This is a genomic window from Candidatus Methylacidiphilales bacterium (genome assembly GCA_028713655.1).
Taxonomy (GTDB): Bacteria; Verrucomicrobiota; Verrucomicrobiia; order Methylacidiphilales; family JAAUTS01; genus JAQTNW01.
The window spans coordinates 20,332-44,887 of the sequence record JAQTNW010000027.1; the positions used below are offsets into that span (position 1 = coordinate 20,332).

Annotated in this window: 26 protein-coding genes; 17 read left to right on the plus strand and 9 right to left on the minus strand. The window is 55.2% G+C overall.

The genetic code is table 11. From position 1 onward, the window contains the following. Positions 1-103 precede the first annotated feature (103 nt). From PHD76_09890 to PHD76_09915, 6 genes are all read left to right on the plus strand, one after another. Positions 104-1,165: a glycosyltransferase family 9 protein gene (locus PHD76_09890; protein MDD5262143.1), complete on the plus strand. Its 1,062-nt coding sequence runs from the start codon at positions 104-106 to the stop codon at positions 1,163-1,165. Positions 1,166-1,484: 319 nt separating this feature from the next. After that, entirely contained in the window at positions 1,485-1,985 is a 501-nt protein-coding gene (locus PHD76_09895; GenBank protein MDD5262144.1) for a hypothetical protein, read from the plus strand. After that, the gene (locus tag PHD76_09900) at positions 1,982-2,173 is read left to right on the plus strand and encodes a hypothetical protein (GenBank protein MDD5262145.1); all 192 of its coding nucleotides are present in this window, start codon (positions 1,982-1,984) and stop codon (positions 2,171-2,173) included. The genes PHD76_09895 and PHD76_09900 overlap by 4 nt, the downstream gene beginning before the upstream one ends. A 10-nt stretch (positions 2,174-2,183) precedes the next feature. Then, entirely contained in the window at positions 2,184-3,239 is a 1,056-nt protein-coding gene (locus PHD76_09905; GenBank protein ID MDD5262146.1) for a glycosyltransferase family 9 protein, read from the plus strand. Continuing rightward, positions 3,236-4,345 (plus strand): glycosyltransferase family 9 protein, encoded by a 1,110-nt coding sequence (locus tag PHD76_09910; protein MDD5262147.1) that lies wholly within the window; start codon positions 3,236-3,238, stop codon positions 4,343-4,345. The genes PHD76_09905 and PHD76_09910 overlap by 4 nt, the downstream gene beginning before the upstream one ends. Continuing rightward, positions 4,342-5,427 (plus strand): glycosyltransferase family 9 protein, encoded by a 1,086-nt coding sequence (locus PHD76_09915; GenBank protein ID MDD5262148.1) that lies wholly within the window; start codon positions 4,342-4,344, stop codon positions 5,425-5,427. Before PHD76_09910 ends, PHD76_09915 begins: the two co-directional genes overlap by 4 nt. 12 nt (positions 5,428-5,439) lie before the next feature. On the opposite strand, the gene PHD76_09920 is transcribed toward PHD76_09915, so the two are convergent. Both PHD76_09920 and PHD76_09925 read right to left on the minus strand, forming a co-directional pair. Then, complete coding sequence (locus tag PHD76_09920) at positions 5,440-6,204, minus strand: FkbM family methyltransferase (protein ID MDD5262149.1); 765 nt, start codon at positions 6,202-6,204, stop codon at positions 5,440-5,442. Between the two features lie 93 nt (positions 6,205-6,297). Further along, positions 6,298-7,512 carry a glycosyltransferase family 4 protein gene (locus tag PHD76_09925; protein MDD5262150.1) on the minus strand — a complete coding sequence of 405 codons (1,215 nt, stop codon included), beginning with the start codon at positions 7,510-7,512 and terminating at the stop codon, positions 6,298-6,300. A 30-nt stretch (positions 7,513-7,542) separates the two neighbouring features. On the opposite strand from PHD76_09925, the gene PHD76_09930 reads away from it, so the two are divergent. The 4 genes from PHD76_09930 to PHD76_09945 are packed head-to-tail and all read left to right on the plus strand — an operon-like array spanning position 7,543 to position 13,056. Continuing rightward, complete coding sequence (locus PHD76_09930) at positions 7,543-9,474, plus strand: ABC transporter ATP-binding protein (protein ID MDD5262151.1); 1,932 nt, start codon at positions 7,543-7,545, stop codon at positions 9,472-9,474. Positions 9,475-9,480: 6 nt separating this feature from the next. Further along, the gene (locus PHD76_09935; GenBank protein ID MDD5262152.1) at positions 9,481-10,377 is read left to right on the plus strand and encodes a hypothetical protein; all 897 of its coding nucleotides are present in this window, start codon (positions 9,481-9,483) and stop codon (positions 10,375-10,377) included. Between the two features lie 6 nt (positions 10,378-10,383). Continuing rightward, entirely contained in the window at positions 10,384-12,015 is a 1,632-nt protein-coding gene (locus tag PHD76_09940) for a glycosyltransferase family A protein (protein MDD5262153.1), read from the plus strand. 3 nt (positions 12,016-12,018) lie between these two features. Next, positions 12,019-13,056, plus strand: a complete 1,038-nt coding sequence (locus tag PHD76_09945; GenBank protein ID MDD5262154.1) for a glycosyltransferase — start codon at positions 12,019-12,021, stop codon at positions 13,054-13,056. Here PHD76_09945 and PHD76_09950 read toward each other — a convergent pair. Further along, on the minus strand, positions 13,009-13,980 hold the full coding sequence (locus PHD76_09950; GenBank protein MDD5262155.1) for a glycosyltransferase family 2 protein: 972 nt from the start codon (positions 13,978-13,980) through the stop codon (positions 13,009-13,011). The two genes, PHD76_09945 and PHD76_09950, sit on opposite strands and share 48 nt — an antisense overlap. Before the next feature lie 276 nt (positions 13,981-14,256). Between PHD76_09950 and PHD76_09955 the strand changes: the two genes are divergently transcribed. From PHD76_09955 to PHD76_09970, 4 genes are all read left to right on the plus strand, one after another. Beyond that, on the plus strand, positions 14,257-15,384 hold the full coding sequence (locus tag PHD76_09955) for a glycosyltransferase (GenBank protein ID MDD5262156.1): 1,128 nt from the start codon (positions 14,257-14,259) through the stop codon (positions 15,382-15,384). A 36-nt stretch (positions 15,385-15,420) separates the two neighbouring features. Further along, complete coding sequence (locus tag PHD76_09960) at positions 15,421-16,455, plus strand: glycosyltransferase family 9 protein (GenBank protein ID MDD5262157.1); 1,035 nt, start codon at positions 15,421-15,423, stop codon at positions 16,453-16,455. A 113-nt stretch (positions 16,456-16,568) separates the two neighbouring features. Next, positions 16,569-17,768: an L-2-hydroxyglutarate oxidase gene (lhgO, locus tag PHD76_09965; protein MDD5262158.1), complete on the plus strand. Its 1,200-nt coding sequence runs from the start codon at positions 16,569-16,571 to the stop codon at positions 17,766-17,768. Positions 17,769-17,776: 8 nt separating this feature from the next. Then, on the plus strand, positions 17,777-18,259 hold the full coding sequence (locus PHD76_09970) for an NUDIX domain-containing protein (GenBank protein ID MDD5262159.1): 483 nt from the start codon (positions 17,777-17,779) through the stop codon (positions 18,257-18,259). A 65-nt stretch (positions 18,260-18,324) separates the two neighbouring features. Here the strand turns inward: PHD76_09970 and PHD76_09975 are convergent, their stop codons facing one another. Together PHD76_09975 and PHD76_09980 are read right to left on the minus strand one after the other, a co-directional pair. Continuing rightward, positions 18,325-18,732 carry a PIN domain-containing protein gene (locus PHD76_09975; protein MDD5262160.1) on the minus strand — a complete coding sequence of 136 codons (408 nt, stop codon included), beginning with the start codon at positions 18,730-18,732 and terminating at the stop codon, positions 18,325-18,327. Positions 18,733-18,765: 33 nt separating this feature from the next. Further along, a complete protein-coding gene (locus PHD76_09980) occupies positions 18,766-19,026 on the minus strand; it encodes a hypothetical protein (protein MDD5262161.1) in 261 nt (86 codons plus the stop codon). Between the two features lie 68 nt (positions 19,027-19,094). On the opposite strand from PHD76_09980, the gene PHD76_09985 reads away from it, so the two are divergent. Both PHD76_09985 and PHD76_09990 read left to right on the plus strand, forming a co-directional pair. Beyond that, positions 19,095-19,874: a hypothetical protein gene (locus tag PHD76_09985; GenBank protein MDD5262162.1), complete on the plus strand. Its 780-nt coding sequence runs from the start codon at positions 19,095-19,097 to the stop codon at positions 19,872-19,874. A 29-nt stretch (positions 19,875-19,903) separates the two neighbouring features. Further along, positions 19,904-20,422 (plus strand): hypothetical protein, encoded by a 519-nt coding sequence (locus PHD76_09990; protein ID MDD5262163.1) that lies wholly within the window; start codon positions 19,904-19,906, stop codon positions 20,420-20,422. A gap of 220 nt (positions 20,423-20,642) precedes the next feature. Here PHD76_09990 and PHD76_09995 read toward each other — a convergent pair whose 3' ends face one another. From PHD76_09995 to PHD76_10010, 4 genes are all read right to left on the minus strand, one after another. After that, a complete protein-coding gene (locus PHD76_09995) occupies positions 20,643-20,780 on the minus strand; it encodes a hypothetical protein (protein ID MDD5262164.1) in 138 nt (45 codons plus the stop codon). A gap of 133 nt (positions 20,781-20,913) precedes the next feature. Beyond that, positions 20,914-21,261, minus strand: a complete 348-nt coding sequence (locus PHD76_10000; GenBank protein MDD5262165.1) for a hypothetical protein — start codon at positions 21,259-21,261, stop codon at positions 20,914-20,916. Between the two features lie 26 nt (positions 21,262-21,287). Next, positions 21,288-21,503, minus strand: coding sequence for a hypothetical protein (locus tag PHD76_10005; GenBank protein MDD5262166.1), 216 nt, complete (start codon positions 21,501-21,503; stop codon positions 21,288-21,290). Between the two features lie 472 nt (positions 21,504-21,975). Continuing rightward, positions 21,976-23,637, minus strand: a complete 1,662-nt coding sequence (locus tag PHD76_10010) for a putative manganese-dependent inorganic diphosphatase (GenBank protein ID MDD5262167.1) — start codon at positions 23,635-23,637, stop codon at positions 21,976-21,978. 102 nt (positions 23,638-23,739) lie between these two features. Here PHD76_10010 and PHD76_10015 point away from each other — a divergent pair, with 102 nt between their 5' ends. Next, entirely contained in the window at positions 23,740-24,429 is a 690-nt protein-coding gene (locus tag PHD76_10015; protein MDD5262168.1) for a type 1 glutamine amidotransferase, read from the plus strand. Positions 24,430-24,556 lie beyond the last annotated feature (127 nt).

The following is a 24,556-nucleotide window of genomic DNA, read 5'->3' on the forward strand; positions in this document are numbered from 1 at the left end:
ATTTCATTCTCCAGCTTGAACGTCTCGCGGAGAATGCCGACGGGCGGCAGCGCAAGAACAGGGCAATTCAATTCCAGCGATTGAATAAAACACTGTGGCATTGATGAGCAAGTGCCGGTATAGTGCGGTTTTAATGCGTATCCTGGCCATACAATTAAACCAACCGGGTGACGCAGTGCTGACCACTCCGGCACTGCGCTGGCTGATGCAACAAGGGCATGAAGTTCATCTTCTGGCCCAACCTTTGGGCACTGCCTTGCTTTCCAACATGCCAGGATTGGCTTCGGTCGAGGCTTTGCCACGCGGATCCATCAATGTTTTGCAGGATATCCGGCGCGCTTTTCGGTACCGCAGAATAGGATTCGATCAAGCCATCATTTTTTCTCAGTGTTCAGAGCGGCCCGCTCTTTGGGCCTGGCTTTCCGGGGCGCGGGAGCGCCGCGCGTGGGAATCGCTGAAAGCAAAACGATACGGTTACTGGGGCTGGATCAACCAACGCAGGCACGGCGATCCCGATGCCGTTCATATCGTCGAGCAACATCTCTGCCTGGCCGGGGCCGATTTTCGAGAAGCCCGTAATTTTCAACTCGAGTATCAGCCACCGGTTGCCGATCGCGAGTGGGCTACAGGCTGGCTTCAACAACAGGGATTGCGTGGACGGGATTATCTCCTGTTTCACGTCGCGGCCCGCTGGCCTTCCAAATACTGGCCTGCGGCCAATGTAATCGAATTCATCAAGTCCTGCCATAGCCGTCTGGGTCTTCCCGTCGTGCTTACCACGGGAGGCGACCCGTTGGAAACGGACTTTGCCCGTGAGATCATTGCGTCCGCCAAACCCGATTTCCACCATATCGGCACACTGCAAATCAACCAGCTCGGCGCGCTGATCCAGCAGGCGGCCCTGTTCACAGGTGTCGATACCATGCCCATGCATCTGGCGGCGGCGCTGAAAATCCCGGGTGTGGCGATTTTTGGTCCAACCGACGACGCCATCTGGGGCCCCTGGCAGTCCAATCTGGCCGTCTTGCGCAAGGACTGCCGTTGTCTGAAGCAGGAGCGGAGAAGTTGTGGCAAGGGATTCGTCAGTGAATGCCTCGCCAGTGTGTCCGCCGGTGAGGTTTTGGATACGGCGGCGAAAAGATTGGCGCATCCCATTATTTTTTAGACTGGATTGCCGCGTCGTCCGGCCCCGCCGTCCTCCTCCTAATGAACACTTGGGGCAAGATGTCAAAGATCAGGATATTAGGCATCATGCGAATCCATCTTCCGCCGAGGCGCAGAGGGAAGACGGAAACAAACGTAAACTTGCTTCCTGTTTCTCAGCGCCCCCACCCCTTCGCGTTGGACTGACGCTTCGGCGATGCGGGTGCGCCTCCCTGCCCGCTATCGCGAGTCCGGCATAGCCGGGCGTGGCGATCCATCCCCCGACAGCAACTTGTGTTCTATCTTGCCGCTCTCGGACTGGCAGTTAAGATCGAAACTGCATGGAAGTCCGGAGCATTGAAACCATCGTCAAGACACTGAACGATGCAAACGTCCAGTACCTCATCGTGGGCGGGCTTGCCGTCAATGCGCATGGGTATGAGAGGCTCACTGTAGATGTGGATTTGGTCATTGGACTCCAGCCGGAAAATATCACGCGGGCGCTCTATGCCTTGCGGTCGATCGGTTATCAAACCAGAATTCCTGTCAGCCCCGAAGAATTTGCAAATCGGGAAAATCGGGAAGCCTGGCGTAAGGACAAGCAGATGCTTGTCTTGCAACTCTGGAGTGATGCACATCTGCGTACGCCCATTGATGTATTTGTCTATGAGCCCTTTGATTTTGCCGAGGAATATGCCAAGGCAAGGAAGGAAGCTGTGTTTGCCGATATTCAAGCCCCGGTAATATGCTATGAAACTCTCCTTGCCATGAAGCGCGAGGCTGGCCGTCCGAAGGATTTGTTGGATATTGAAGCATTGAAAAAACTGGATTCTTATCGATGACCAAGGAAGAACTCTACGCAGATCCCGGTTGGCAGTGGTGTACCTCCGAAGGAGCGGAACTTGCCACCCTTCTTATCGGCCTGAAGACGACCTTCCGTGAAAAGCTGGAATGGCTCGAGGAAGCCGAAACCCTCACGCTCCGCCTCCGCGCCAGCCGTGAGAAAAGAAACTCTAAATCGGCAACTTGAAACCAGAGTCATGGATTTATTGTTCACGCTGGTCGATTTAGCGGCGCGCCCATTGAAGCTTTTCAGGAAAAACCCTGCTCGCGCTGCCGGTTCCGGGCTCCGCATTTTGGTGATACGCCGGAACCGGATGGGCGACATGATCTATACGCTTCCGTTGCTACACGCCATCCGGAAGCGGCATCCGACAGCGCGCCTGGCTGTTGCGTGTGATGCGGCGGGCGCGCCCATTGCAAAAGCCAGCGGATCGGTTGATGAAGTGATTGTCCTGAAACCCTCCTGGAACCGGTGGATCGGGATTTTCAAAAATGCAGCGCGCCTGCAAGACTACGACTGCGTCATCGCGGCCAAGGGTGGTTATGACAAGCGACTGGCGGTACTCGTGCGGCTGACCAATGCTCCGCAGCGCATCGGATTTGCCAGGCAAACCGGCAGGCCCTGCCGTTTCTATGCCCATGCTGTCAACCCTCCCGAAAATCCACATGGCGAACATCAAATTGAAACACAACTGCGTTTGCTGGCGCCTCTCGGGATCCAGGACGCAACCCCTGACTTGCATCTGAACATTCCGCCAGAGTCCCGCGATCGCGCCCGCCAAATTTTGCAGTCGCAACCCTTTTTGTCGCACCCGGGATTTGTGTTGATCAACATCAGTTGCAACCGGCCCGTAAAATTCAATGATGAAGATTATGCGGCCTTGATCGGGAGCTTGTTGAAAAACACAGATTATGCCGTTGGCATCGTCTGCGCGCCGGCAGACCGGGACAGGGCGCAGCGTGTGGTCTTGCGGGTGGGAAGAGACCGGGCCGCTGTTGCCGATACTCCAGAATCACTGGATTTAGCTGCGCTTCTGCAGCAGGCCGCATTTTTTATCACGCCCGAGGGCGGGGCGGCCCATCTTTCAGCCGCCACACAAACGCCGACACTGGTGCTGTGGTCGGGGCATTACCAGAAATGGCGTCCGCGTGGGGAACGCCATATTCTGGTTGAAGCCGTGGATGGGGAATCCAGCATTCCCCAGGACCGAATTTTACAGGCTTTGGCTCCCATGTTTCATCACGTCCCATGAATCTGCCCGCATTTTTGAATGAACAGGCGTATCGGCTGGTTTTCAACCGGTTGAGCTCGCGCCGCCCGCCGCGGCCCGCTCCCATCCGGCTCGGTCCGCACAGCAAGGTGCTGGTCTTTTCCTGCGCCGGCATCGGAGATACGCTGACCGATTCGGTGGTATTCAAAGCGCTGGCGGAAACCTGGCCCGGCATCCATCTTGCGATGGTCGTGCACCGGCGCCGGCGTATGCTGGCTGATCATAATCCATGCGTAAACGCTGTTTTTACCATCGAAAAGGGGCCGTTGGCATTTTACAAATTGCACAAGAGCTTGAAACAGGCCGGACCCTGGGATGCGATCCTCCAGTTGCGCGGGAACGATCCGGAGCCGCGTTGCCAGGGTTTTTTACTCAACCCGGATGTCAGTGTCAGCATTCCGCAAATGACCCGCTATGGCCGACTCTGCGGCCATATTTTAGAACAGCCCGATTGGGAGGAAAACCACGGCGTGGTACAAACCTTGCGCATGGCTGAATACCTTGGGGCGCACACGACCGAACCACATCTGGCTTATCTAGTGAATCCATCAGAGCGGACGGCCCTTGAGTCTAAATTATCCGAGCTTGGACTGGATCCCGGAAAGCAGCGTATCGTTTTTCAAATTGGCGGAGGGCGCAGGGCCTCCTGGCGCGATTGGCCGATGGAGCATTATATCAAGCTGATCCGTCTGCTTGCCGCGCGGCATGATGCAAGCTTCATCCTGCTGGGCGGGCCGGACCAAAAGAAGAAAGCATCCGCCATTCAGGAAGCTCTGGCACTGCCCTCCGTTCACAATCTGGCCGGACAGATCAATCTTGCGGGATCAGCCGCCCTGCTCCAATCCGCCGAGTGCCTTATCAGCACCGACACCGGCATCATGCATCTTGGTTTCGCGGTCGGTACGCGCGTCGTTGCCCTGATTCACTGCAACAACCCTGCCCATCGCGTCGGCCCGTATGGCTACGGTGACCGGCACCGGGTCGTCCAACTGCCGCGCCCTGTAGACTACCATTCACCTGCTGATGCTTCCATGTCGGACATCCGCCCGGAACAGGTCTTGCAAAAAATTGAGGAGATTCTGAAATGAACTTTCCCGGACTCGACCCTGCCTGGATTCTGACACACCGCTCGTTACAACATGCCGGTGTGATCCGTCCCTGGAATCTGGGGGCTTGCCGAAACGAAATCAATCGGGGGGCGAAAGTTTTGGTGGTGTCTTCCACGGCATTGGGCGACACGGTCCTGTGCACGCCCCTGTTGCGCGCGTTGTCGGAGAATCTGGGCCGCGATCATACCGGCTTTCTTGTCAAAAAGCCGTACCGAGACCTTTATGCCGCCGACGCTGCCATCGGAGAAGTTTTTACGGTTTCCGGAAAATACCGCGGCTGGTTGGAAATGCGCCGGAAAATTCTGGATGGCGGCTATCAGATCGCCCTCATTGCCAATACAACCGAACCCGATCTGATTCCGTGGCTTTGGCATTGCGGGATCCGCGGATTTCTCCGATACCGCAGCCGCTGGAGCCAATGGTCCGGGTGGTTCGCCAATATCAACATGATGCGCAAGCCCGGTGAACCCGATTACGCCACCGGCCATGCCATCGACAACAACCTTGCCATGGCTGAAGCGCTGGGCCTTGCCGCCAATGAGCGCCGCACCCGGCTCTCGCTGCCTGATACAATTTCAGACTCCCGCCAGCCTATTATTATGATCCATCCCGGCGCTTCGAGGCCGCGGAAGCGCTGGCCTTTGGAGCGCTGGATTTATGTGGGCAGGATGCTGCTTGATGAGCGGCCGGAAGCCCGCGTGCTCGTGACGGGATCCAAAGAGGAAGCGGCGGATGCGGCAAGGCTGGCTGAGGCGCTTGGGCCGCGTGCAACCAATCTGGCAGGCAACCTGGGCTTGATGAAATTATTGGAACTGCAGTCGCAGGCTGCGCTGTTTCTTTCCGGCGACACCGGCCCTTATCACATGGCGGTGGCGGTGGATTGCCCAACTGTCACACTATTTGCGCCAACCGACCGCGGTTCGTCCGCCGAGGCCTGCGGCCCGAAATATTCAGATCCGAGCCGGCATGCCGTTCTGGAAATTTCATCGTTCGAAGCCGGGATCAGCAGCATCAGAGCCGAGTCTGTTCTCGCAGAAGCCCACAGGATGTTGCGAGGTTAGGGCATTTTTTATTTAAGTTGCTGCTTCTGCCGATCGTGTTGACCAAAGCACCGTCCCCAGAGCTGAATCAAAGGCATCTGAACCGTAAAGGCTTCCAGCGCTGACCTGCAAAATCCGGCATTTATTTTTTTGCAACCAATCCTTCATTTGCTTTCCGGACCAATACGGGGCGTGCCATTCCGCCAGCCCCAATGGGAAACTCAATATAAACTCAGTTTCATTTTCAAAAATGAATTTTTCCGCACCTTCGATATCAATTTTGATCAAATCATACGAATTTGTGCCGACAATTTCCGCCAGCGGCGCGGACGGAATCAGGATGGTTTTTCGGTTGCGCCCCCACTCCCGATGGATTGAGGACCCGGTGGAAGTGCCACTGGCAAAAAATGGCGCCTTAGCAGACTTTGGCCCGATCAAGGCGTTTTCCACCCGCATGATCGGCTCCAGCTTATTCAAGGCAAGAAGTCTTCCGGCGTATTTACAGGACAGTGGATTCGCATCTACCAATAATGCTTCCTGCGACGTTTTGCCCAGGGCATCATACAACCAAAGGCTAAAATAACCTATATTGCAGCCAACATCCACCCAACGCTTTACCTCCGAAAGACTGGCAAGATTCGGTCGGTAGCATTGCTCGTAAAAAACCTCTTGAAAGGCACCGAAAGCATCCTTGGTGGGAATCAAGATCTTGAGGCGCGATGCCGTTTTGACGGCGCATTCTGCGAACGGGAATAATTTCCATGCCAGCGATTTCAGAAGTCTTCGCGCCTTGTTCATTTATCAAGAACATCCTACACTTCTTTAAGGATGTTCAAGATATTTGGAGCGGTATTTCGCAAACAGGTGTGGTTGAATTGGTTTGCCTAATAACTACCTGGTCGCCCTATTTTTGCCGATTAAAACCTGCCCGATGATGCGTTCCACGGTCTCGCACATGGCTTCATTGGTGTGATGTTTGAGTACGGACTCCCGTCCCGCGCCGGCCAGGCTTTCGCGTAATTGCGGTTCGGCCAACAACCGTCCGATTGCATCGGCCAGTTGCGCTGCATTGCCGGGTTCCACCAGCAGGCCGGTGCTTTCATGCTGTACCACCTCGGGAATGCCGCCGATTCTTGTGCCTACCACCGGTACGCCGGTCGCCTGCGCCTGCAGAACCGCCTGGGGAATCCCCTCATGCGCCAGGGAAGGCAGGACAAAAACCGAAAGCGAGGCCATGATTTGCGGGACATCCGTACGGTGGCCTAACAATGAAAAGCAATTATGTAATCCAGCCTCCGCAACCCGCTGCCGAAGCTCGTCGCGTCCGGGCCCGTCGCCCGCAACCACGAAATGGGCGCGTTGGCCGCGCCCCCGCAGCAGGCTGGCCGCTTCGACAAAGACCGCATGCCCTTTCCAGCTCCGGATCACAGCGATCAGCCCCACCAGCGGCAGCTCCGGAGGCAGACGCAGCTCCTCATGCAGAGTACCCCGGATTCCCGGTTGGAAACGTTCCACATCCACCCCGGTTGGGATGCAGGAAACCAATGCAGGATCCAGCGACAGCCTTTCTGATAAATGCCTTGAAATCTTTTCACTTGTGGTCAAGACCCGGTCGGCCAGGGAGGAAAACGCAAGGCGGCTCAGCCAGGGATTCCGGTATTCCACATCGATGTGCCGGGAGCGCAGCAGCACGGGCGTGCGGGCATACCTCGCAGCAATGCCACCCAGCCAGCCGTCCCGGGAGCTGTGTGTGTTGACGACATCGATCCGGTTTTCACGCAGTTGCCGGACGAGCTTCAGTGTGGATGAGACGTAGCTGAGTCGGCGGCAATCCAGTGAAAAAACCGGGATGGAAACGGCCTCGGCTTCCGTATAAATACGGCTGATGGAAGGCGCGGCCAGCCAGACTTCATGCCCGCGCGCGCGCATGGCCTTCAGTTCCTGCAAAACGCGGATTTCCTGCCCGCCCCAACCGAGTGAACTCTCCGTATGCAGGATCCGGAAACGCCGTTCCGCCCTTGCCTTGCTGTTGCCTTGCTGTTTCATCAATAATACCGCGCTGCCCTTATGGGGTAAAAGCTTGTCATCACCCGCGGTTTTTGGCACACCTTTTTGCCCTTTAACCGCGCTTTCACTATGCCATCACGCCACGACTATCAAGCCAAACAAAAACTCACGACGATTCAGGGCGCGGTTTTTCTCTACAAAGTATGCGGCAAGTACCTGCGCCGTTACTGGTTGCGCTTTGTTTTGGGGATTCTTCTGGGCCTCAGTTTCGGCATGGTCAACGCCAGTTCCCTCTGGGTCACCAAGACGTTGGTCGATCACATGACGCCTGCCACGCCAACTGCCGCGCCTGATGCCAAAAAGCCGGTTTCACCGCCCCCTGCTACTGCGGGATTCGTTAAGCAATTGCAGTACAAAGCCAAGATCACCGGACGCCGTTATGCGAAACGGATTGATGAAACAACCGATCATTGGATTCCTCGCGTCGGGCGTTCCGTGCAGTGGCAGGAAATTGTCGGCGGCACTCTTCTGCTGCCATTTCTTCTATTCTTGCGCGGTGGCGTCAGTTACCTCAGCAGCTATTATTTTGCCTGGGTCGGCCTGCGCGTGACCAACGACCTGCGCCTCGACGCCCTCACCAAACTGCACTCTCTTTCCCTTGATTATTTCAACAAACGCAGTACAGCGGATCTGCTCGGCCGGGTCAACAGCGACACGGGCGTTATCCGCGCATTTCTCAGCCTGGGCTTTAATGACATCATCAAGGAACCTTTCACTTTCTTCTGCGTATTTTCCGCCATGCTGGTTATCAACTGGAAGCTGACCCTTTTTGCCTGCACGCTCATGCCCCTCTGCTTCATCCCTATCAGCATTCTCGGGAAAAAATCGCGCAAGGCCAGCCGGGCCGACAGCCAGAAGATGATGGGCGCCGAAAACGGCTTGATCGAAGCACTCGCCAATATCCGCGTTGTGAAAAGTTTTCGTCTGGAAAGCCAGCAGAAGGAAGAATTTGCAGACGCGCTGCGGACTTCCATCAAATACGCCATGCGCAACATCAAGGCCAAGGAACTGCTCAACCCGATCATCGAAGTCATTTCCATGCTCGGCATCAGCGTCATCATCGTTTATGTGATCTCGCAGAACATTCCCATCCCCAATCTGGCGGCATTCCTGGTGGGGTTGATTACCCTCTACAGCCCTCTTAAAAAAATCGGCGGCATCCACATTTACTTTTCCCAGGCCTCCTTTTCTGTCGAACGCCTCTCTGAATTTTTCAGCGAAGTTCCCACCGTTGCCGAAAAACCCAATCCCGTCCTGCTGGAAAGATTTTCGCGCAACATTCGCCTCGAAAACGTGGGTTTTTCCTACGGCGACGGCATGGTCCTGCAAAACGTCTCGCTGCAGGTCCCGCGCGGAATGAAGCTCGGCATTGCCGGCGAAAGCGGCTCCGGGAAAACAACCCTCATTAACCTGCTGCTCCGCTTCTACGACGTGACCGAGGGCCGGATTCTCGTTGACGGCCATGACGTGCGCGACCTCTCCTTCGACAGCCACCGCCGCATCATGTCGCTCGTCGGCCAGGAAGTCCTGCTTTTTAACCGCAGCATCGCCGAGAACATCGAGTTCGGCCTGCTTGGCGCCACCCGGACGCAGATCGAGGAAGCAGCCAAAGGTGCTTTCGCCCATGAGTTCATCACCCAACTGCCTCATGGCTACGACACGATCATTGGGGAACGGGGCGTTCGCCTGTCCGGAGGCCAGCGCCAACGCCTGGCCATCGCCCGCGCTTTTGTCCGCGATGCGCCCATCCTCATTCTGGATGAAGCCACTGCTTCGCTCGATTCCACGGCGGAAGCCGAAGTACAGGCCGCCATCGACCGTCTGGCGCAGGGCCGCACCGTCATCAGCATCGCCCACCGACTTTCCACACTCAAAGACTGCAACCTCATCGTCGTTTTTGACAAGGGGCGCATTATCGAACAGGGCACCATGGGTGAACTCCTCCGCGCCAAGGGCGCATTTGCCATAATGGCGGCGCGGCAGGGGATATTGGATGCCTAGCTTTCCATGAGCACTACATCCAGTTGTCTGGTTTTGGGGGCTGCTGCCGGACTCAAGCCGGAGGGCTTGGACGTTTTCATCAACAGCCTGCGCAATACCGGCTATGCAGATTCCACCGCCATCGTGGTTTATGACAGCGACCGGGAACTGGCCACATGGCTCAAATCCCGCGGAGTTTTTGTTGTTGCCGTCCCCGCCCCTGCCAGGCCGGACAATTCGTTTCCTTCTCCCAAACGCATCAGCCAGGCGGGCCGGAATCTGCCGGGTTTTTTGAGGCGGCGGCTGATTGACCCGCTGGCAGCTGCACGCCTGCATATCCGATTCTCGCGATATTTATATTTTAACCGCTTTCTCCGCCGCCACAGGGATGAATTTACCCATGTTTTTCTCGCGGACACCCGCGACATTGTGTTTCAAGCGGATCCTTTCCCCGCTCTGCAAAGCTGTGACGGTGCCTTGTGCCTTTTTGCCGAAGATCCGATCCGGGAGCAGGACTTTAACACGCGTTGCGTTTTGGAGTTTTATGGCGCGGGCAGTTTGAAAAGCATCGGGCAGCAGCCGGGCTTCTGCTCGGGAACCACCGGTGGAGGCACCCGGGCCGTATTGGCATATCTTGACTGCATGGCCCGTGAAATCATCTGCAAATTAAAAATTTTGCATAAATATGACTACGGCGATCAGGCGGTACACATCTGGACCGCGTGGGCTGGACGGCTGCCCAAGTATCGCGTACTCGAAAATTTCAACGGTCCGGTGGCAAATCTTGGCATTGCAGACGCGGGCCGTTTCAGATGGAATAGCCAGGGTTTAATGCTTAACGACGATGGCAGCATCATTCCCGTGCTTCATCAATACAACCGGCATCCATGCCTTGAAAGCCTGGTCGAAAAGCTTGCCGCTTGAATCGTAATGAACCCGTCGGCCCCTCAAATTTGCATTGTCGCCGCATCCTTGTCCGCTTCGCCCAATGACGAAGGGGCAGGCGGGCACGCATTGCAACTGGCCCGGCTTTGTCTGGAGCATTTTGGTTCTCTCACGGTTCTTTACACAGGGCCGCGCTGGGACCGGCAGCCTGGCCTTGAAAAATCACTCACAGACGCAGGAGCCCGGTTTGTTTTTCTGGAAGATGTACCGCGGGAACCCCATGAAAATGACCAATGGGGGATCATCGATCAGTCGTCGGCTGTTTGCGATTTTCTAAAAACAGAAAACCACTCCCACATCGTTTTTCAAGACCAGCGCGGACCGGGCTTCAGAGCCATCCAGGCCAGGAGGATTGCCGGAGAATTTGAAAATTCGGTTTTGATCCTCTGCATATTGGCTCCATCGGAATATTCCCTGGAAAAACAGGAGGCATGGAGCCGGTGGCCCGTTGTCGATGCCCTGGCCGGTTGGTGTGAACGTTATGCATGCGAACACGCGGATTTTGTGGCGTTCGCCGGCACGGAAGTCAGGGATTGGGTGACGGGGCGGGAATGGGTTGTGGCCCCAAAAGCCGCCTTAATGCCCGTGCCAAGTGATTCGCTGGAGGCAAGCAGGCAAAAATGGATCGATCTCTTCTCGGAAAGGCCCCCGGCCGCGCGTTTGGAAAAAATCCGCGCGGAAATTGCAGCCAATCCCCCCCTGGTTTCGGTTATCATCCCGTATTTCAATTACGGAAAATATCTGCCGACAGCCCTGGCTTCCATTGCCGCCTCCACCTACCCGAACTTTGAAGTTTTCGTGGTTGATGATGCCAGTACGGATGAGTTCTCGCGCAGGATTTTCCGGGAAATGCGCGAGCTCTATGACGGCCCGAAATATGCCTTTATTTCCCGGAGGGAAAATGGGGGAGTGGCAGCGGTTCGAAACCACGCCGCCGCCCTGGCCCGGGGGGAATACCTGGTGTTTTTTGATTCGGACAACATTGCCGACCCTGGCATGTTGCAGTCCTTTGTTGAAGGGATCATCCATGGCGGGGTGGATTGCTGTACATGTTATTACAAAACTTTTTCAAACACCACGATATCCGATCCCGAAACAGCGCTGGCTTGGGTAAGCACACCCATAGGAGCGGCCCTTGAAATCGGATGGATGGAAAACGTCTGCGGTGATGCCAACAGCATTGTCAGGCGTGATGTTTTTGAAAGTATTAAGGGCTTCCGCAGCGAGTGCGAGCCCGTGGAGGATTTTGATTTTTTTCTGCGTGTTTGTTTTGCCGGGCGCAAGGTGGACGTGGTCCCCCGGTTTTTGTTCTGGTACCGTGACAACCACGGCGGCCTGCGCCACAACGCCAATCGTTACAAAAGATACCACACTATTTTATCCACCTACACATCCGGCCTGCCCGCTTTCCACCAGAGAATTTTCAAACAGATTGCCTATCCCCTGGCCCGCCTTGCGGGATATCCCCCGCAGCGCTGGCGCTGGCATGACCTGCCATCAGACCGAACTGGTCCGAAAGACATTTCTCCCGCCCGTTTTGCCTATTCCCTTTTGAAACAAATTGAGCAATACGTGAGAAAGCGCTATTTCAAGCGCGCTAAAAATCAATCCGATTGAGTTGTGCAGCACTTTCCCGTCAGCATAATCATTCCCGCCTACAATTGTGCCGAGGCCCTTCCCGGACACATTGAGGCCATCACCCCGTTGATCCGGCAATGTGAAGAAACCCTGTTTGTTGCCAGCAAAAGCCCCGATGGCACACATGAGCTTGCGGCCCGTTTGGCGGAACATCACAGCGCGTCAATCCTCATCACCCCCCGGGGTGTTTTCAGCTCCTGGAATACAGGGGTCGGGGCCACATCGGCAAAGTACTGCTATTTCAGTACGGTAGGCGATACGATTGCACCGGAAGGGTTGAAGCATCTGGTCGCTCTTGCGGAGTCACGCGCCGCCGATCTTGTCATCAGCCCCCCTATCACAACTAACAATAACTACAGCCACATCAAGTTGTGGCCCATTATTAAACATCACCGGATCTTCGAAAGATACGAAGGCCGCCGCATTCCCAGCGCAAAGTTGATCAGTTGGGTGTACCGTCATGCTCCGGACTGCATCATCGGATCTTCCGCCTCCGCCTTGTACCGGCGCGATTTTCTGGCCGCCCGCCCTTTCCCCACCACATTTCATAATTACGGTGATACCGCGTGGACTTTCAAAGTTTGCTCCGACGCGGCCGTGGTTTATTCAAGGAAGCCTGTGGCTCACTTCGTGGCCCATCCAGCCACACGCCATGCTCCTGATTTCAGCGATATGATCCGGCTGCAGTCGCTTTGCCTGCTGTCCGTACGTGGAAAACTTCGCCACCCCGCAAAACAATATTTGCGATCGAAAAAAAGGACCCTCTCACGGACCGGACGGCGCATGCAAAAAAAATGGTTGGAAAGCAAGGAGACGCTCAATGCCCGGAGAGGCCGCCACCCCAGGGCCTTTTGGTGGTTGAATCTGGAAACCTGGGTGATGCGCGGCAGGCGTGGCACTTATTCCATTTTGCTTTGGATTATACTGGGCCTGCAAATTACCCTGATCAAGCAATTGACGGGCGCCGGTCGTTTATACGGAGGGAGATCCAAATATCTTGGCCAGAACCAGCTTGATTAGCATTCTAAAGCGCCAAAAAGATGTCAGTCTCTTGAGCTGGAACCCGCGCCACCACCATTGCAGTGATTTGACCAATTGTCTCCTGTTGTACAGCCGTCCGGTCACGCGATCACAGTAAAATGCCAGAAACGCATCCTTGGAAAAATCCCTGGAAAACCTGAACGTGGCCAGGCGCACCGGCGCCACCACCCCCCCCAATTCCTCCTCAATGAGCGGAATCCGGCCCGCGATCCCGAGGTCTTCAAACAGCTTGCGGTAGATGGCCAAACCCTCCTGGTGGAAGCGCTCTCCCAAAATCGCGGATTTTGCCGCCCCATGCTTCCGAAAACTGGCCAGCACCTCCGGAATCAACGATACCTTGTCCTGTCCATACAGGGCCAGATATTTGACCCAAAGATGCCAGTCCATCATGCACTGCAACTGTTCCTCCACCCCGCCCAAGTCGCGTACAACCGTCATGCGCCAGAATGTCGAGGGCTGACAAAAAACACCACGGCAGATGGTCTGTTCCGGACAGGTACGCACCGGCAGCTTCAAATATACGGGATGTTCCAGATCCGGCTCCACAAATTCCATCATGCGGCCGGCCACAATGTCGGCGACGCCCTTTCTGAATTCTTCGGCAACACGGTTCAATGCCCCCGGCTGCAGGGAATCATCCGCATTGACCCAGTTGAATATTTCACCCGTGCAGCGCTGCAATCCCTTGTTGATTGCGCTGCTTTGCCCCGCATCGGGACCGTTGATCAGATGAACCCGGAGGTCTTTTTGATAACGGTTGATGATATCCAGCGTGCCGTCCGTGCTTCCCCCATCTACGATCCAATACTCAAAATCGCCGTAATCCTGGCTCAGTACGCTTTCAATCGTTTCAACCAAAAACGCCGAAGCCTGGTAACACGGTGTGACAATGCTTATTTTCATTACATTCATGCCGCTCTTCAAAGGAACTGACACTTAAACTTTGAATTTGCCACCCTAAAATAATATGGCAACCCATAACCAGTATGATTCATTTATTAATCACAGATCGCCGCTTCTCCAATCACCCGCTCAAACTCCGTTTCAAGGCATCCCAACTCCTGCGGCTTCCAATGAGTTGCAGAATGCATGAACCGGATTTACCCGGGACGGCCACTTTACACATGGCTCCGAAGTCCAATACACGAAAAATAATCTTTGATATTGTGGCGTGAGTGGATGAAAATCCTCAAATTCTGGAACCCCTCTGACATGACCACACCCCCCACGACTCCAACCGCGCCGCGCGTCCTGCTGTTGTACCGCAATGCCTGCAATCTCGAAGGCATCATCCGCACCTGGGCCAAAAATGCCGACGCTGTTTTTTGCCCGACCAAAAGGCGGGACGTCAATTTCCTCCCGGAGGGCCACATATTCAACTGGAGCCAATTCGGGCGGATCCGGGAAAATCTTGCAAAAAGGAAGTATGACCTGGTCATCTGCACCGCGGTGTCCGACAGTTGTTGGCGCTGGAACCGGTCCCCGCTCAAAAATATTTCGCTGCTGCTGAAAATGTTCCTTAAGAATTTTCCAAGCCTCGGCATCCCGCTCCTTCTGCCGCAGATCCGCAGCAGCGGCGTTCCCCTGATTGTCCTGGATTGGGAGGACAACACCATCCTGGCCCGCAAAAACTGGCCCTTGTTGGAAGCCTGCACGTGGTATTTCAAAACCCAGTGCCCCGTCAATCCGCTCAAGGCGTTTCTTTTCCAAGACAAGCGAAACGACTGTGTCTTCAATATCTCCCGGAACAACAAGTACAAGGAGCTCGGCGCAAAAATCAGGCCCGTCTCCCTCGGCCTCGAAATTCCCGCCTATCTGGATTCCTGCCGTTCCCCGGAAAAAAAGGCCGATATTTTCTTCGCAGGCGCAGTTTACTATTCCTGGATACGCATTCATGGAAAAAAAATGCTCGAGCAACTGGCCGGGGAAGGCTGCATCGTCGATTTACCCTCCGAAAAGCTTGACCACAAAACCTACCTCAAAAGAACCTCCGAGGCCTGGTTGATCTGGTCACCCGAAGGTGGTGAATGGGACAATGCGCGCCACTACGAATCACTTCTCATGGGCAGCGTCCCTGTCATCAATTATCCTCCCAACTGGCGCTATCGGCCGTTCGAAGACCGAAAGCACGTTTTGTATTATGACGTGGCGGGGGAACACCTGCTCACGGTGATCCGCGAGGCTCTTACAGACAAGGACCGGCTGAGGACCATTGCACAGGCCGGGGCGGAGTTTGTCCGACAGTATCACTACCAATCCACTCTCGCTTCTTATATGGTTGATATGGGCCTCGGCAGGGAGTTATGAAAATTATTACCGCGCACTCGCGCGGGCCTTTCTCATATGCGCATTCTTTTCATCAAACCAAAGCATATTGGCGATTCCCTGATTTTGACGCCGGCCATTGTCGCCGTGAAAAAGGCCCATCCGGAGGCGGAGATCTGGGTGCTGGTACGCCGCAAATGCGAGGGTATATTGGCGGGCTGCCCGGAAATCGACCGCATCCTGACCATTGCGCCTGTCTATAAATCTGAGCGAAATACATGTGATTTTTGGCACGATCTGTTTCTGGCGACCCGCTTGTGGTTGACGCCTTTCGATTACGTCTTTGAATTGGGCGACGGCCATCGGGGCCGGTTGTTTGCCATGCTCTGTCGCGCCAAACGGATTTATTCGGTGAAGACAACAAGCCCCCTCAAGCCTCTGGAGCGCTTTCAATTTACGGCCTCGTCCACCTATGACTGGCAAACATGCCATCGGGTGGAAAAGGATTATTATTCAGTGTCTGAATTTCTCCCGCTCCCGCAACCCATACCGCCGTTGCGCTTTGACCGGGCGCTCACCCAGGTCTGGGAACCAGGCCGGGCCCTGCTCGATTTTGTTGTGATGCAGGTCGGCACCCGGCAGGGCTATAATTGCTGGAGCCGGGAAGGCTGGCGCGAGGTTTGCCGCGGATTATTGGAACGCCACGAGAATGTCGTCGTCGCGTGCGGACCTGTTGCACACGAAGCTGAACTGGCCGAATCGATCCAGAAGGAGCTTGGCCCGCGCGTCATCTGCACACGCGGCGAAGCGTCTTGGCCTCAGGTCGCGGACCTGCTCTACCGCGCGCGATTGTATGTCGGATTAAACACGGCGACAATGCACCTGGCGGCCGCTTGCGGTTGCCCGTGCGTTTCCCTGTTCGGCCCGACAATTGAGGACTTCTGGTACCCCTGGCAAGTTCCCTGCCGGATCGTGACAAGCCACGGATACAAGCCGCTGCCCGATATTCAACGCCGCTACGAACAGTGTAAAAGGCGTTCCATGCAGGAAATTCATGCCAAAGATGTGATCGACGCTTGCGATGAATTGCTCGCCAACCTGCCCTCCAAATGAGAGTATCTGCGATATTGCGCCAACTGCTTTCCCCCTCTGCATTAGCAATAATCCACATGTTGCACATGTTATGCTTGTTGCCTAAACCTTTAACCTGGATGTTGGCTTAGGTTATGAAAATTGTCATCATCGGCGGCGGCATTGTCGGCCTGGCAGTGGCCTATAAGCTTCTCCAGGCCCGGCCCGGCTTGCAGTTGACCCTTTTGGAAAAGGAAGCTGATGTGGGCCGTCACCAGTCCACACACAACAGCGGCGTGTTGCATGCGGGCCTTTACTACAAGCCCGGCTCCGCCAAGGCGCGCCTCGCGGTCTCCGGCATCAAACAGATGACCCGTTTTTGCCAGGAGCACGGGATCGCCCATGAAATCTGCGGCAAAATTGTCGTGGCTGTCAATGAAGAGCAGCTTCCCCGGCTGCGCACCTTGCTGGAACGCGGCCAGACCAACGGGCTCAGCGGCTTGGCCTGGCTTTCACCTTCGCAAATCCACGATCGCGAACCCCATGCCGCCGGACTGGGCGCCGTATTGGTGCCTGAAGAAGGAATCGTGGATTATTCCGCCGTCTGCCATACCTTGAGCCGGTTGATCAAGGAAATGGGAGGGAAGGTTGAACTCAATCATTCCATAACATACATCTCCCGCCAAAATGGCACCTGGCGTCTCGAGTCTTCCGGAGCCGAACCGGTTGAGACCCCCTTTATCATCAACTGCGCGGGATTGCATTGCGACAGGGTCAGCCGGATGGCCGGCAGAAATCCAGGCAGCCGCATCATTCCCTTCCGCGGGGAATATTATGTCATCCGCCCCGAACGCGCGCATTTGGTGAATCATTTGATTTATCCGGTGCCCGATCCGACGTACCCCTTTCTCGGTGTGCATTTCACCCGGCTGATACATGGCGGCATTGAAGCGGGTCCCAATGCGGTTCTCGCACTCAAACGGGAAGGCTACAGCCGTACATCCTTTTCCCTCCGCGACAGCATCGATTCCCTGACATGGCCGGGACTTTGGCGTTTCGCAACAACCCACGCGGGAATGTGCGTCGAGGAACTTCTGCGCTCCTTCAACAAGCAACGGTTCTGCCGCTCCTTGCAGGAATTGGTGCCTGACATCCGGGAAGAAGACCTTTCCCCCGGTGGTTGCGGCGTGCGCGCGCAAGCCATGAATATCCGGGGCGATTTGCTCCAGGATTTCGAAATTGTGCAAGACGACAGCGCGCTTCACCTGCTCAATGCACCCAGCCCGGCAGCCACCGCCTCACTCGCCATTGCGGATGAACTTATCAGTCGCATTCCCTTCAAGGCTGTGTCATGAATTTGTCCATGACACCGGAAGGTCTCAAAATGTTTGCGCACCACTCCGCCGTGCCCGGGACCCAAATCAAAACCGGCGTAGGGGTGGTGGTTCGTGACGACGCGGGACGGTTCTTGATCGAAAAAAGGTCTGATTGCCGGATGTGGGGTCTTTTGGGCGGGGGAATCGATCCCGGCGAAAGCATCGCTCAAGCCGCTGTGCGCGAAGTTTTTGAGGAATCGGGGTTTCATGTGGAAATTACCGGCTTGATAGGCGTGTACAGCAGCCCCGATTGCCGCATGCTTGTTTATCCCGACAATGGCGATATCCGCCATTTGATCGATGTGGTTGTCGAAGCCCGGATCATCGGGGGCAGACTGAAGGTTTCATCCGAAAGTGAGAAAGTGGAATTTTTCACCGCCGACACGCTGCCGGACGAGGTTGAGATCATCCCGCCTGCCCGCCAGGCTCTGGCTGACGCAATCGCCGGAAGGCGTGGCATTTTGGGCTGACCCGCTTATCTCACAGGGAATTTTTCCTCTGCGTTTCCTATGCGGCCTTCCTGTAACATGAAGTTTTAAGCTTCTGGATTCTCCGGCTCCCAAAGCTGCAAGCCATGAATACCCGCAAAATCCTCCACACTGGTCGATAAAAGCTGCAACCCATGCGCCAGGCAGGTGGCGGCAATCCAGGATTGGTGCAGGCCCAGTTTCTGCTTTTTCCGCTCCAGGCCCGATACAATTTCAGCGTGCATCCGCATAGTCGCGCGGTCTATGGGAAGGATGGGAAACCGGTCCAGAACTGCCTCCACGAAGGCAAGCCTTCTGCTCCGGTCCTTCCCGGCCGACCACGCCACGGAACGCAGCAGTTCATCTGCCGTGATGATGGAAAGATAAAATTCCTCTCCCGACGGCAGGTTCGCGGGAAGACGGGTGCGATTTGCGGCGAAATCGACCAATGCGGAGGAATCAATCAGCAGGCCCATGTAAAATTGTCCGGTTGCAGTATGAAACAGAACCTAGGTTCTGAGTCCGCGCTGGCTGCGGATGCGGTTGAGATCCCCCTGCAACGCCTCAAATTCCTCATCGCTCAGTCCCGGCAGGGCCGACAGGAGCGCCGGCAACTCGCCCAGCCTGCTTCCGGCAAGTACCGGCCGGAGCTCGGCAACGGTTTTTTTGCCCCGGACCAGAAAGAAGCTTTCGCGGCGGTACGCCACGCGGTTGACGAAATCGGAAAAATTCCGGGCCGCTTCGGTGATGGAGACCTCCTGATGTTGCATATTTTATGATTTTCTGATTTACAAGGAATCCATATATCAGATATAACCAAACTTGTCAAAGGCCACGTATGTTTGGATTTAAACAAGATGCCCCGCCGCCACGCCGCAAAAGAAAACGCTCCAACCTGGAGTTCGATTTCCTGACCGGCGCCCCCAGACAATCCACCCACAAAAAGAGCCAACCCCACGCCGCCTCAACACCCGAATTCACCCCCGCCCCGGAAATCGAAATCACGCGCGATTCCGCCGAAAAATCGGCGCCTCCCATTTCCCGCGAGCCCGAAATTGAGCCCGCGCCCACAGCGCAACCCGCGGAACCGCTCATCCCCCCTTTCGAAACCGTGAACACAACCCCCAACCCAAAGAGAGCACAAACCATGTCATTCTCAGAACCTTCACCGGTACGGAGCGCCCGTAGCATCGAGCGCCAGATCCACGAACAAACAACCGTCAACAATGTCATTAACGGCGTTGCCATCGCCCTTGTTTGCGGCGTTGTGTTGCTTGCCGGCCTAGCGGGAACAGGCGGCTATGTGTTGTGGAAACAGATCCAGAATCAAAGCGCCAGCATCGCTTTGCTGGAGGATAATACCAAGGCCCGCATCGCCGACCTTCAAAAGGACCTCTCCTCGCGCCAAACCGAGCTTTCCCAAAACCTCGAGCAAACCAACCAGCGCCTGATGACCTTGACGGCCCAATTCGAAAGTTACCGGACTGAAAGCCAGCAATCCATGGCCGACCTCAAAAACAGCAACCGCAGCTTGGAACGCTCGCTTTCCGTCTATCAGAAAAAGACGAGCGACCAGGACACCGTCATTGCCATGCTCCGGGACCGCGTCCATCGCTGATTTCATCGCCCTCTCATTACTTCGCTGTCATGACTCTGGTTGAAATGCGCCGCATGTTTTCGGAATGGAGGATCCGCATCCAGCGTATCCAGGCCATCATCCAGCCTCCGATTTGGTCGCAGGAGGAATGGAACGAATTTTCCCGCGTCCTCGCCAACCTCGTACGCCGCTATGGCTCAACCTGGCAGCAGGATCGGACGGAATATTGGGACCTTCGCTGGGAGCTGCAGGAGGAAGGCGAGCTCGTCTGCCAGGTGGAAAAAGTCGAGGGTGAAAAACTTTCCCTGGTCGTCGCGCAATACGGCGGGTTTGCGGACGGCACGCAAAACTACATCTGGCTCTTCTGCGAGTTTAGCGAAAGCGGCCAGTTTCTCGGCGAACCCTTCTGGGTGGAAGGAAACTGGAAAGACGCTTTGGCCATGATCCTGTTGCCGCATAAGATGTCTTCCAACTTTTATCTGACCGGCGGAACCTCCTCGCCCGCCTTCCAGCAAACCCTCCTGGGCAACGGCAACTCACAGCCCGCAAACCACGCAGCGGCAGCTTGATCTTTGAGTAGCTCCATAAGTAAGCGGGTAACCGCGTTCGACTAGATTCCAGGTCATGATACCCCATAAAATGCCCGCGATAGGCCAAATCACAAAATTCAACAGAATCGTTGACACACCAAACCATTCCGGATGCCTCAGATACTGCATAAGCGCAGGGCGTTTCTTGGATGCGGTTCCTGAGGTAAAGGGGAAATCACAGAGATAAATCTCCGGAAAACTAACCGATGGCGTCATAAACAGCGTCTTCGGGAGCGTCGTCCTTCAAAAATTGCTGATAGGATGCAAGACGCCAGGAGTTGTCTTCCTGGTCTTCGTCCAAAAGCAGGATGACGCGCGCTTTTGCCGAAGAAGGCAAAAGCGATGCGACAGCCAGGGGATCGTCAGCGTAGCGCCATGAACTTCGGTTAAAAACTCAACGGCTTGCATACCCTTAAATTACCCTGATTCCACACAGGGTCAAGGTTGGTTATTTCCAGTGTCCACGATCTTCAATGCCCGCCCTGCCCTCCACTCAGAGCATCCGAATTCACGGGGGCCTGATTGCCGGCTTCATGGGATCTGGCTGTTATGCGGCTTGCTATAAATGGGGCAAATACAATCGCGATGATGCAACCAATAGTTGCGATAAGCGGAGCCGTCCAAATGTGAGTAGTAGTGATTATAATGGAATCCAAGGCCTTAAGTTTTTGATTTGCATCACCCGCAAAAAGATTGGTTGCCTCTTGTGAGCTGGCGGAATGCGAATTGTAAAAAGGCAAAAGAATCCACATCAGCACAATCATTAAAATCGCCCCAACCCGAATTACGCCCGCAACCGTGGCTTGTGCTTGATTCATGATTGTCGATCCAAGCCAACCGGGTTTTAAGCTGCTTGAAAAACGCGCTCGATCTGCTGAGGCAGGGAAACATCCGCAAAATAATGGCGCGGGTACAAATAATCTTCACCGCTTTCGTCCATAATCCGAACCATCCCCTCGGACGCAGCTTCCGCGTCCTCCAAGACCTCGTAAAATTTACGTTTCTCGAGGGACTCTGGAGAGCCGCCGTCGTCAATACACAGTAAAAAATGCGGTTTCATTGGCTATTTCAAGAATCGTTTGATCTTTAATTTTCGACGCCCAACCCCGTGAGCCTCATACCAATGTATCTCAACCAACCGAATATTGCCACTTGGAAATTTGATCCTGGCGACGCCCTTGAATTTTCTCCATTGAGCATCTCCAAATAGTTTCTTGAGGTTTTGCAACTCACGGATTCCATGCCCAACCGCAATCGCCTCAATCCGGGCAATCTCGCCTATGACCTCAAAATCCATCAAAGGATACTGACAAAACGTTGGAATATTTCAAGTGGTTATCAAACCCAGTCGCTGGAGGAAAGTTGAATCGTTAGCGCAACAGCGCAATAAATGGGACAACATGATGTTCGTCCCTCCATCTACAGATTTATCTACAGAGCTCCATGCAGAATGCGTTTTCTTATCTGTGTTTATCTGCGGTTAAAAAGTTCCCCTTTGCGTCTTTTGCGCTTTTTCGCGGCCAAGTCGTTCTTTATTCCGCCTTTTTCGCCGTGTGCGACAGGATACGGATCAAGGCCGGCAGCAGTTGCTTTTTGCGCGAGACCACGCCTTTCAATTCAAACAAATCCGCATCCAACTGCGGATATTCAATCCTGCTCTTCAGTTGCGAGTCTCCAACAACCAGCAGCAGGCTGTCATGCACCGTGATGTCCGTGATCAACAAGCAGGCCAGATCCAGACGCTTGTCCAGCAGCATTTGACGCATCGCATACTTCAACTCGTCCTTGCGCTGCCAGAAGCGCTGGTGGCCCAATTCCTCCACCTGCGACACCGCAATCCTCCACCCGTTTTCCGCATATTCCTTGCAGTCTCCATTGGCCACTTCCTGCGGGGTGAGGATTTGCAGGGGCGAACCCGCGGTGAAAAAGCCTTCGGAGAATTTTTTAAGATCCGTCTTCGCCAGTCCGCCCAGCCAATCTAACATGTCTTTATCAACACTTGTTGTGGTTGGAGAGGTAAGATTGAGCGTATCGGAAATGATTCCGGCCGAAAGCGCGAGCGCAATGGCCGACTCAGGCGCGAGTCCGTTCTGCCGGAACAATCGCGCCACCAGCGTTGAGGTGGAACCCACGGTGTCGTTGATGTAACGAATCGGCTCGCGGGTCACGAGGTCGCCGCCCAGCCGGTGATGGTCGATGACCTCCAGAATCTCCGCATCTTCCACTCCGGTCACAGCCTGGGAAAATTCATTGTGATCCACCAGAATCAACCGGGTGCGGGGCGGATTGACCAGATCGGATTTTGAAAACACACCCGACATGCGTCCCTTGTCATCCATGACTGGAAAGAGGTCTTGATGCAGCATCTGCACCTTTTCCCTGACTTCCGCGACCAGGGTGTTCTCAGAAAATCGCGCGTATTCAACGCTCACCGCGTCCATGACACCCTGCGCGCATTTGATCAGCAGGGTGGAACTCGCGGTGTCCAGTGGCGAAAGTATCACGCTCACACCCCTGGCTTTGGCCAATTCCAAAAGTTCGGCATCGAGTTCAAAGCCGCCGGTCACCACCAGGCAGCGGACTCCGTATTCAACCGCGGGCTTTTGTACCGTCGGCCGGTTGCCCACCACAAGCAGCACTTGTTCCGGCGGGTGTTCCCGAAGCCGTTCTTCGAAGGACTTCGCGCTCATCGCGCCAACCGACATCAACAGTGTTTGCTTCTTCTTTTCATCCACAACATGCTGGAACCTGCCATGAAAGGCGTTGCAGATATGTTCCAGTGTGGTCGTGATTGCGCGGGCTTCATTGCCCGTGCGTGTTCCAGGCAACAAAAGGTTCAGTGTCATTTGAAAAGAAAGCAGACCGACGACTTCACCGCTGTTGCGCATGACAGGCATGCTCCGCAGGCCGTGCAAGCGCATCCGGTCAAACGCCTGGAGCAAGGACTCCTCCTCGCCTGCGCTCACAACCTCGCGGTGGCAAATCTGGCCCGCGGTCGGGCGCACATCCATCACCAGCTTGGGAGAATCCAGTCCCGCTTGCTCCAAGGCATATAAGGTGCGTGCGTTGGGCTCGCCGCAACGCGCAGCTTCCGCCTGTGGCATTTGGGTGCGGCGCAAGAAATCCGCATACCCAATGGCCGAGCAAATCGAATCCGTGTCCGGATTCTTATGGCCGATGACGTAGGTTGGCATCGGCCATTAATAACCGGTTGTAACAGAGGTGCAACAGGGGAATGACAGAACCTCTGGAATCCGGCACAAGTCGTGCTACTCCTAGACAAGCACTGCATTCCCATGAAACTTCACGTTTTCCAACACATCGAGCACGAAGGCCCTTCCCAGATAGCCACCTGGGCCCGCCGGAAGGGATTTGAAATCAACACAACCCGCTGGTTTGCCGGGGAAACCGAACCGGCCCTCGATGAAATCGACTGGCTGGTCGTCATGGGCGGGTTCATGAACATTTACGAACACCGGAACCATCCCTGGCTGGTAAGGGAAAAACGCTTTCTGGAGTCGGCCATCCATGCCGGAAAAAAAGTGTTAGGTATCTGTTTGGGGGCGCAGTTGATCGCCGACGCGTTGGGCGGCAAGGTTTATCAAAACCCCGAAAAGGAAATCGGATGGTTTCCCATCCAATGGCTGCCTTCCGCCCGCCAGATCCTTCCCGGTCTGCCTGAGTCATCCAGAGTCCTGCACTGGCATGGCGACACTTTCGATCTGCCTCCGGGCGCGCATTTATTGGCGGAAAGCCCCGCTTGCCGCAACCAGGCTTTTACATGGAAAAAACAGGCGCTGGCCTTTCAGTTCCACATTGAAGTTGCCCCCGATGTCGTGGCGGAATTCTCGGATTTCGACCGCGCCGAACTCGTTCCCGCCCGATACGTTCAAAGCGAGGCGGAAATCCTGGCCGGGGTTTATCAGTGCGGGCCGAACATGGCATTATTGCAATCCTGGCTGGACTGGCTTTATCCGGGGGTTTAGGGGTCAACTCTCAAGAGGCTGTTGAAAAAGGGGTGTTAGGTTGCACATGGAATGCATCTGAAGGTTGCTCGACTGATTTCGATAAATAAAAGGTTCAATTGGCGCGCAAAAAAGTCGGCTGACTGTT

Bases quoted from the DNA above. Each gene is read 5' to 3' on its own strand.
- PHD76_09955 (MDD5262156.1), top strand. From the start codon at position 14,257: ATGAAAATCCTCAAATTCTGGAACCCCTCTGACATGACCACACCCCCC.
- PHD76_09900 (MDD5262145.1), top strand. From the start codon at position 1,982: ATGACCAAGGAAGAACTCTACGCAGATCCCGGTTGGCAGTGGTGTACC.
- PHD76_09940 (MDD5262153.1), top strand. From the start codon at position 10,384: ATGAACCCGTCGGCCCCTCAAATTTGCATTGTCGCCGCATCCTTGTCC.
- PHD76_09905 (MDD5262146.1), top strand. From the start codon at position 2,184: ATGGATTTATTGTTCACGCTGGTCGATTTAGCGGCGCGCCCATTGAAG.
- PHD76_09970 (MDD5262159.1), top strand. From the start codon at position 17,777: ATGACACCGGAAGGTCTCAAAATGTTTGCGCACCACTCCGCCGTGCCC.
- PHD76_10015 (MDD5262168.1), top strand. From the start codon at position 23,740: ATGAAACTTCACGTTTTCCAACACATCGAGCACGAAGGCCCTTCCCAG.
- PHD76_09890 (MDD5262143.1), top strand. From the start codon at position 104: ATGAGCAAGTGCCGGTATAGTGCGGTTTTAATGCGTATCCTGGCCATA.
- PHD76_09950 (MDD5262155.1), bottom strand. From the start codon at position 13,980: ATGAAAATAAGCATTGTCACACCGTGTTACCAGGCTTCGGCGTTTTTG.
- PHD76_09910 (MDD5262147.1), top strand. From the start codon at position 3,236: ATGAATCTGCCCGCATTTTTGAATGAACAGGCGTATCGGCTGGTTTTC.
- PHD76_10005 (MDD5262166.1), bottom strand. From the start codon at position 21,503: ATGAAACCGCATTTTTTACTGTGTATTGACGACGGCGGCTCTCCAGAG.
- PHD76_09985 (MDD5262162.1), top strand. From the start codon at position 19,095: ATGTTTGGATTTAAACAAGATGCCCCGCCGCCACGCCGCAAAAGAAAA.
- PHD76_09960 (MDD5262157.1), top strand. From the start codon at position 15,421: ATGCGCATTCTTTTCATCAAACCAAAGCATATTGGCGATTCCCTGATT.
- PHD76_09930 (MDD5262151.1), top strand. From the start codon at position 7,543: ATGCCATCACGCCACGACTATCAAGCCAAACAAAAACTCACGACGATT.
- PHD76_09990 (MDD5262163.1), top strand. From the start codon at position 19,904: ATGACTCTGGTTGAAATGCGCCGCATGTTTTCGGAATGGAGGATCCGC.
- PHD76_09915 (MDD5262148.1), top strand. From the start codon at position 4,342: ATGAACTTTCCCGGACTCGACCCTGCCTGGATTCTGACACACCGCTCG.
- PHD76_09895 (MDD5262144.1), top strand. From the start codon at position 1,485: ATGGAAGTCCGGAGCATTGAAACCATCGTCAAGACACTGAACGATGCA.
- PHD76_09980 (MDD5262161.1), bottom strand. From the start codon at position 19,026: ATGCAACATCAGGAGGTCTCCATCACCGAAGCGGCCCGGAATTTTTCC.
- PHD76_10010 (MDD5262167.1), bottom strand. From the start codon at position 23,637: ATGCCAACCTACGTCATCGGCCATAAGAATCCGGACACGGATTCGATT.
- PHD76_09975 (MDD5262160.1), bottom strand. From the start codon at position 18,732: ATGGGCCTGCTGATTGATTCCTCCGCATTGGTCGATTTCGCCGCAAAT.
- lhgO (MDD5262158.1), top strand. From the start codon at position 16,569: ATGAAAATTGTCATCATCGGCGGCGGCATTGTCGGCCTGGCAGTGGCC.
- PHD76_09920 (MDD5262149.1), bottom strand. From the start codon at position 6,204: ATGAACAAGGCGCGAAGACTTCTGAAATCGCTGGCATGGAAATTATTC.
- PHD76_09935 (MDD5262152.1), top strand. From the start codon at position 9,481: ATGAGCACTACATCCAGTTGTCTGGTTTTGGGGGCTGCTGCCGGACTC.
- PHD76_10000 (MDD5262165.1), bottom strand. From the start codon at position 21,261: ATGAATCAAGCACAAGCCACGGTTGCGGGCGTAATTCGGGTTGGGGCG.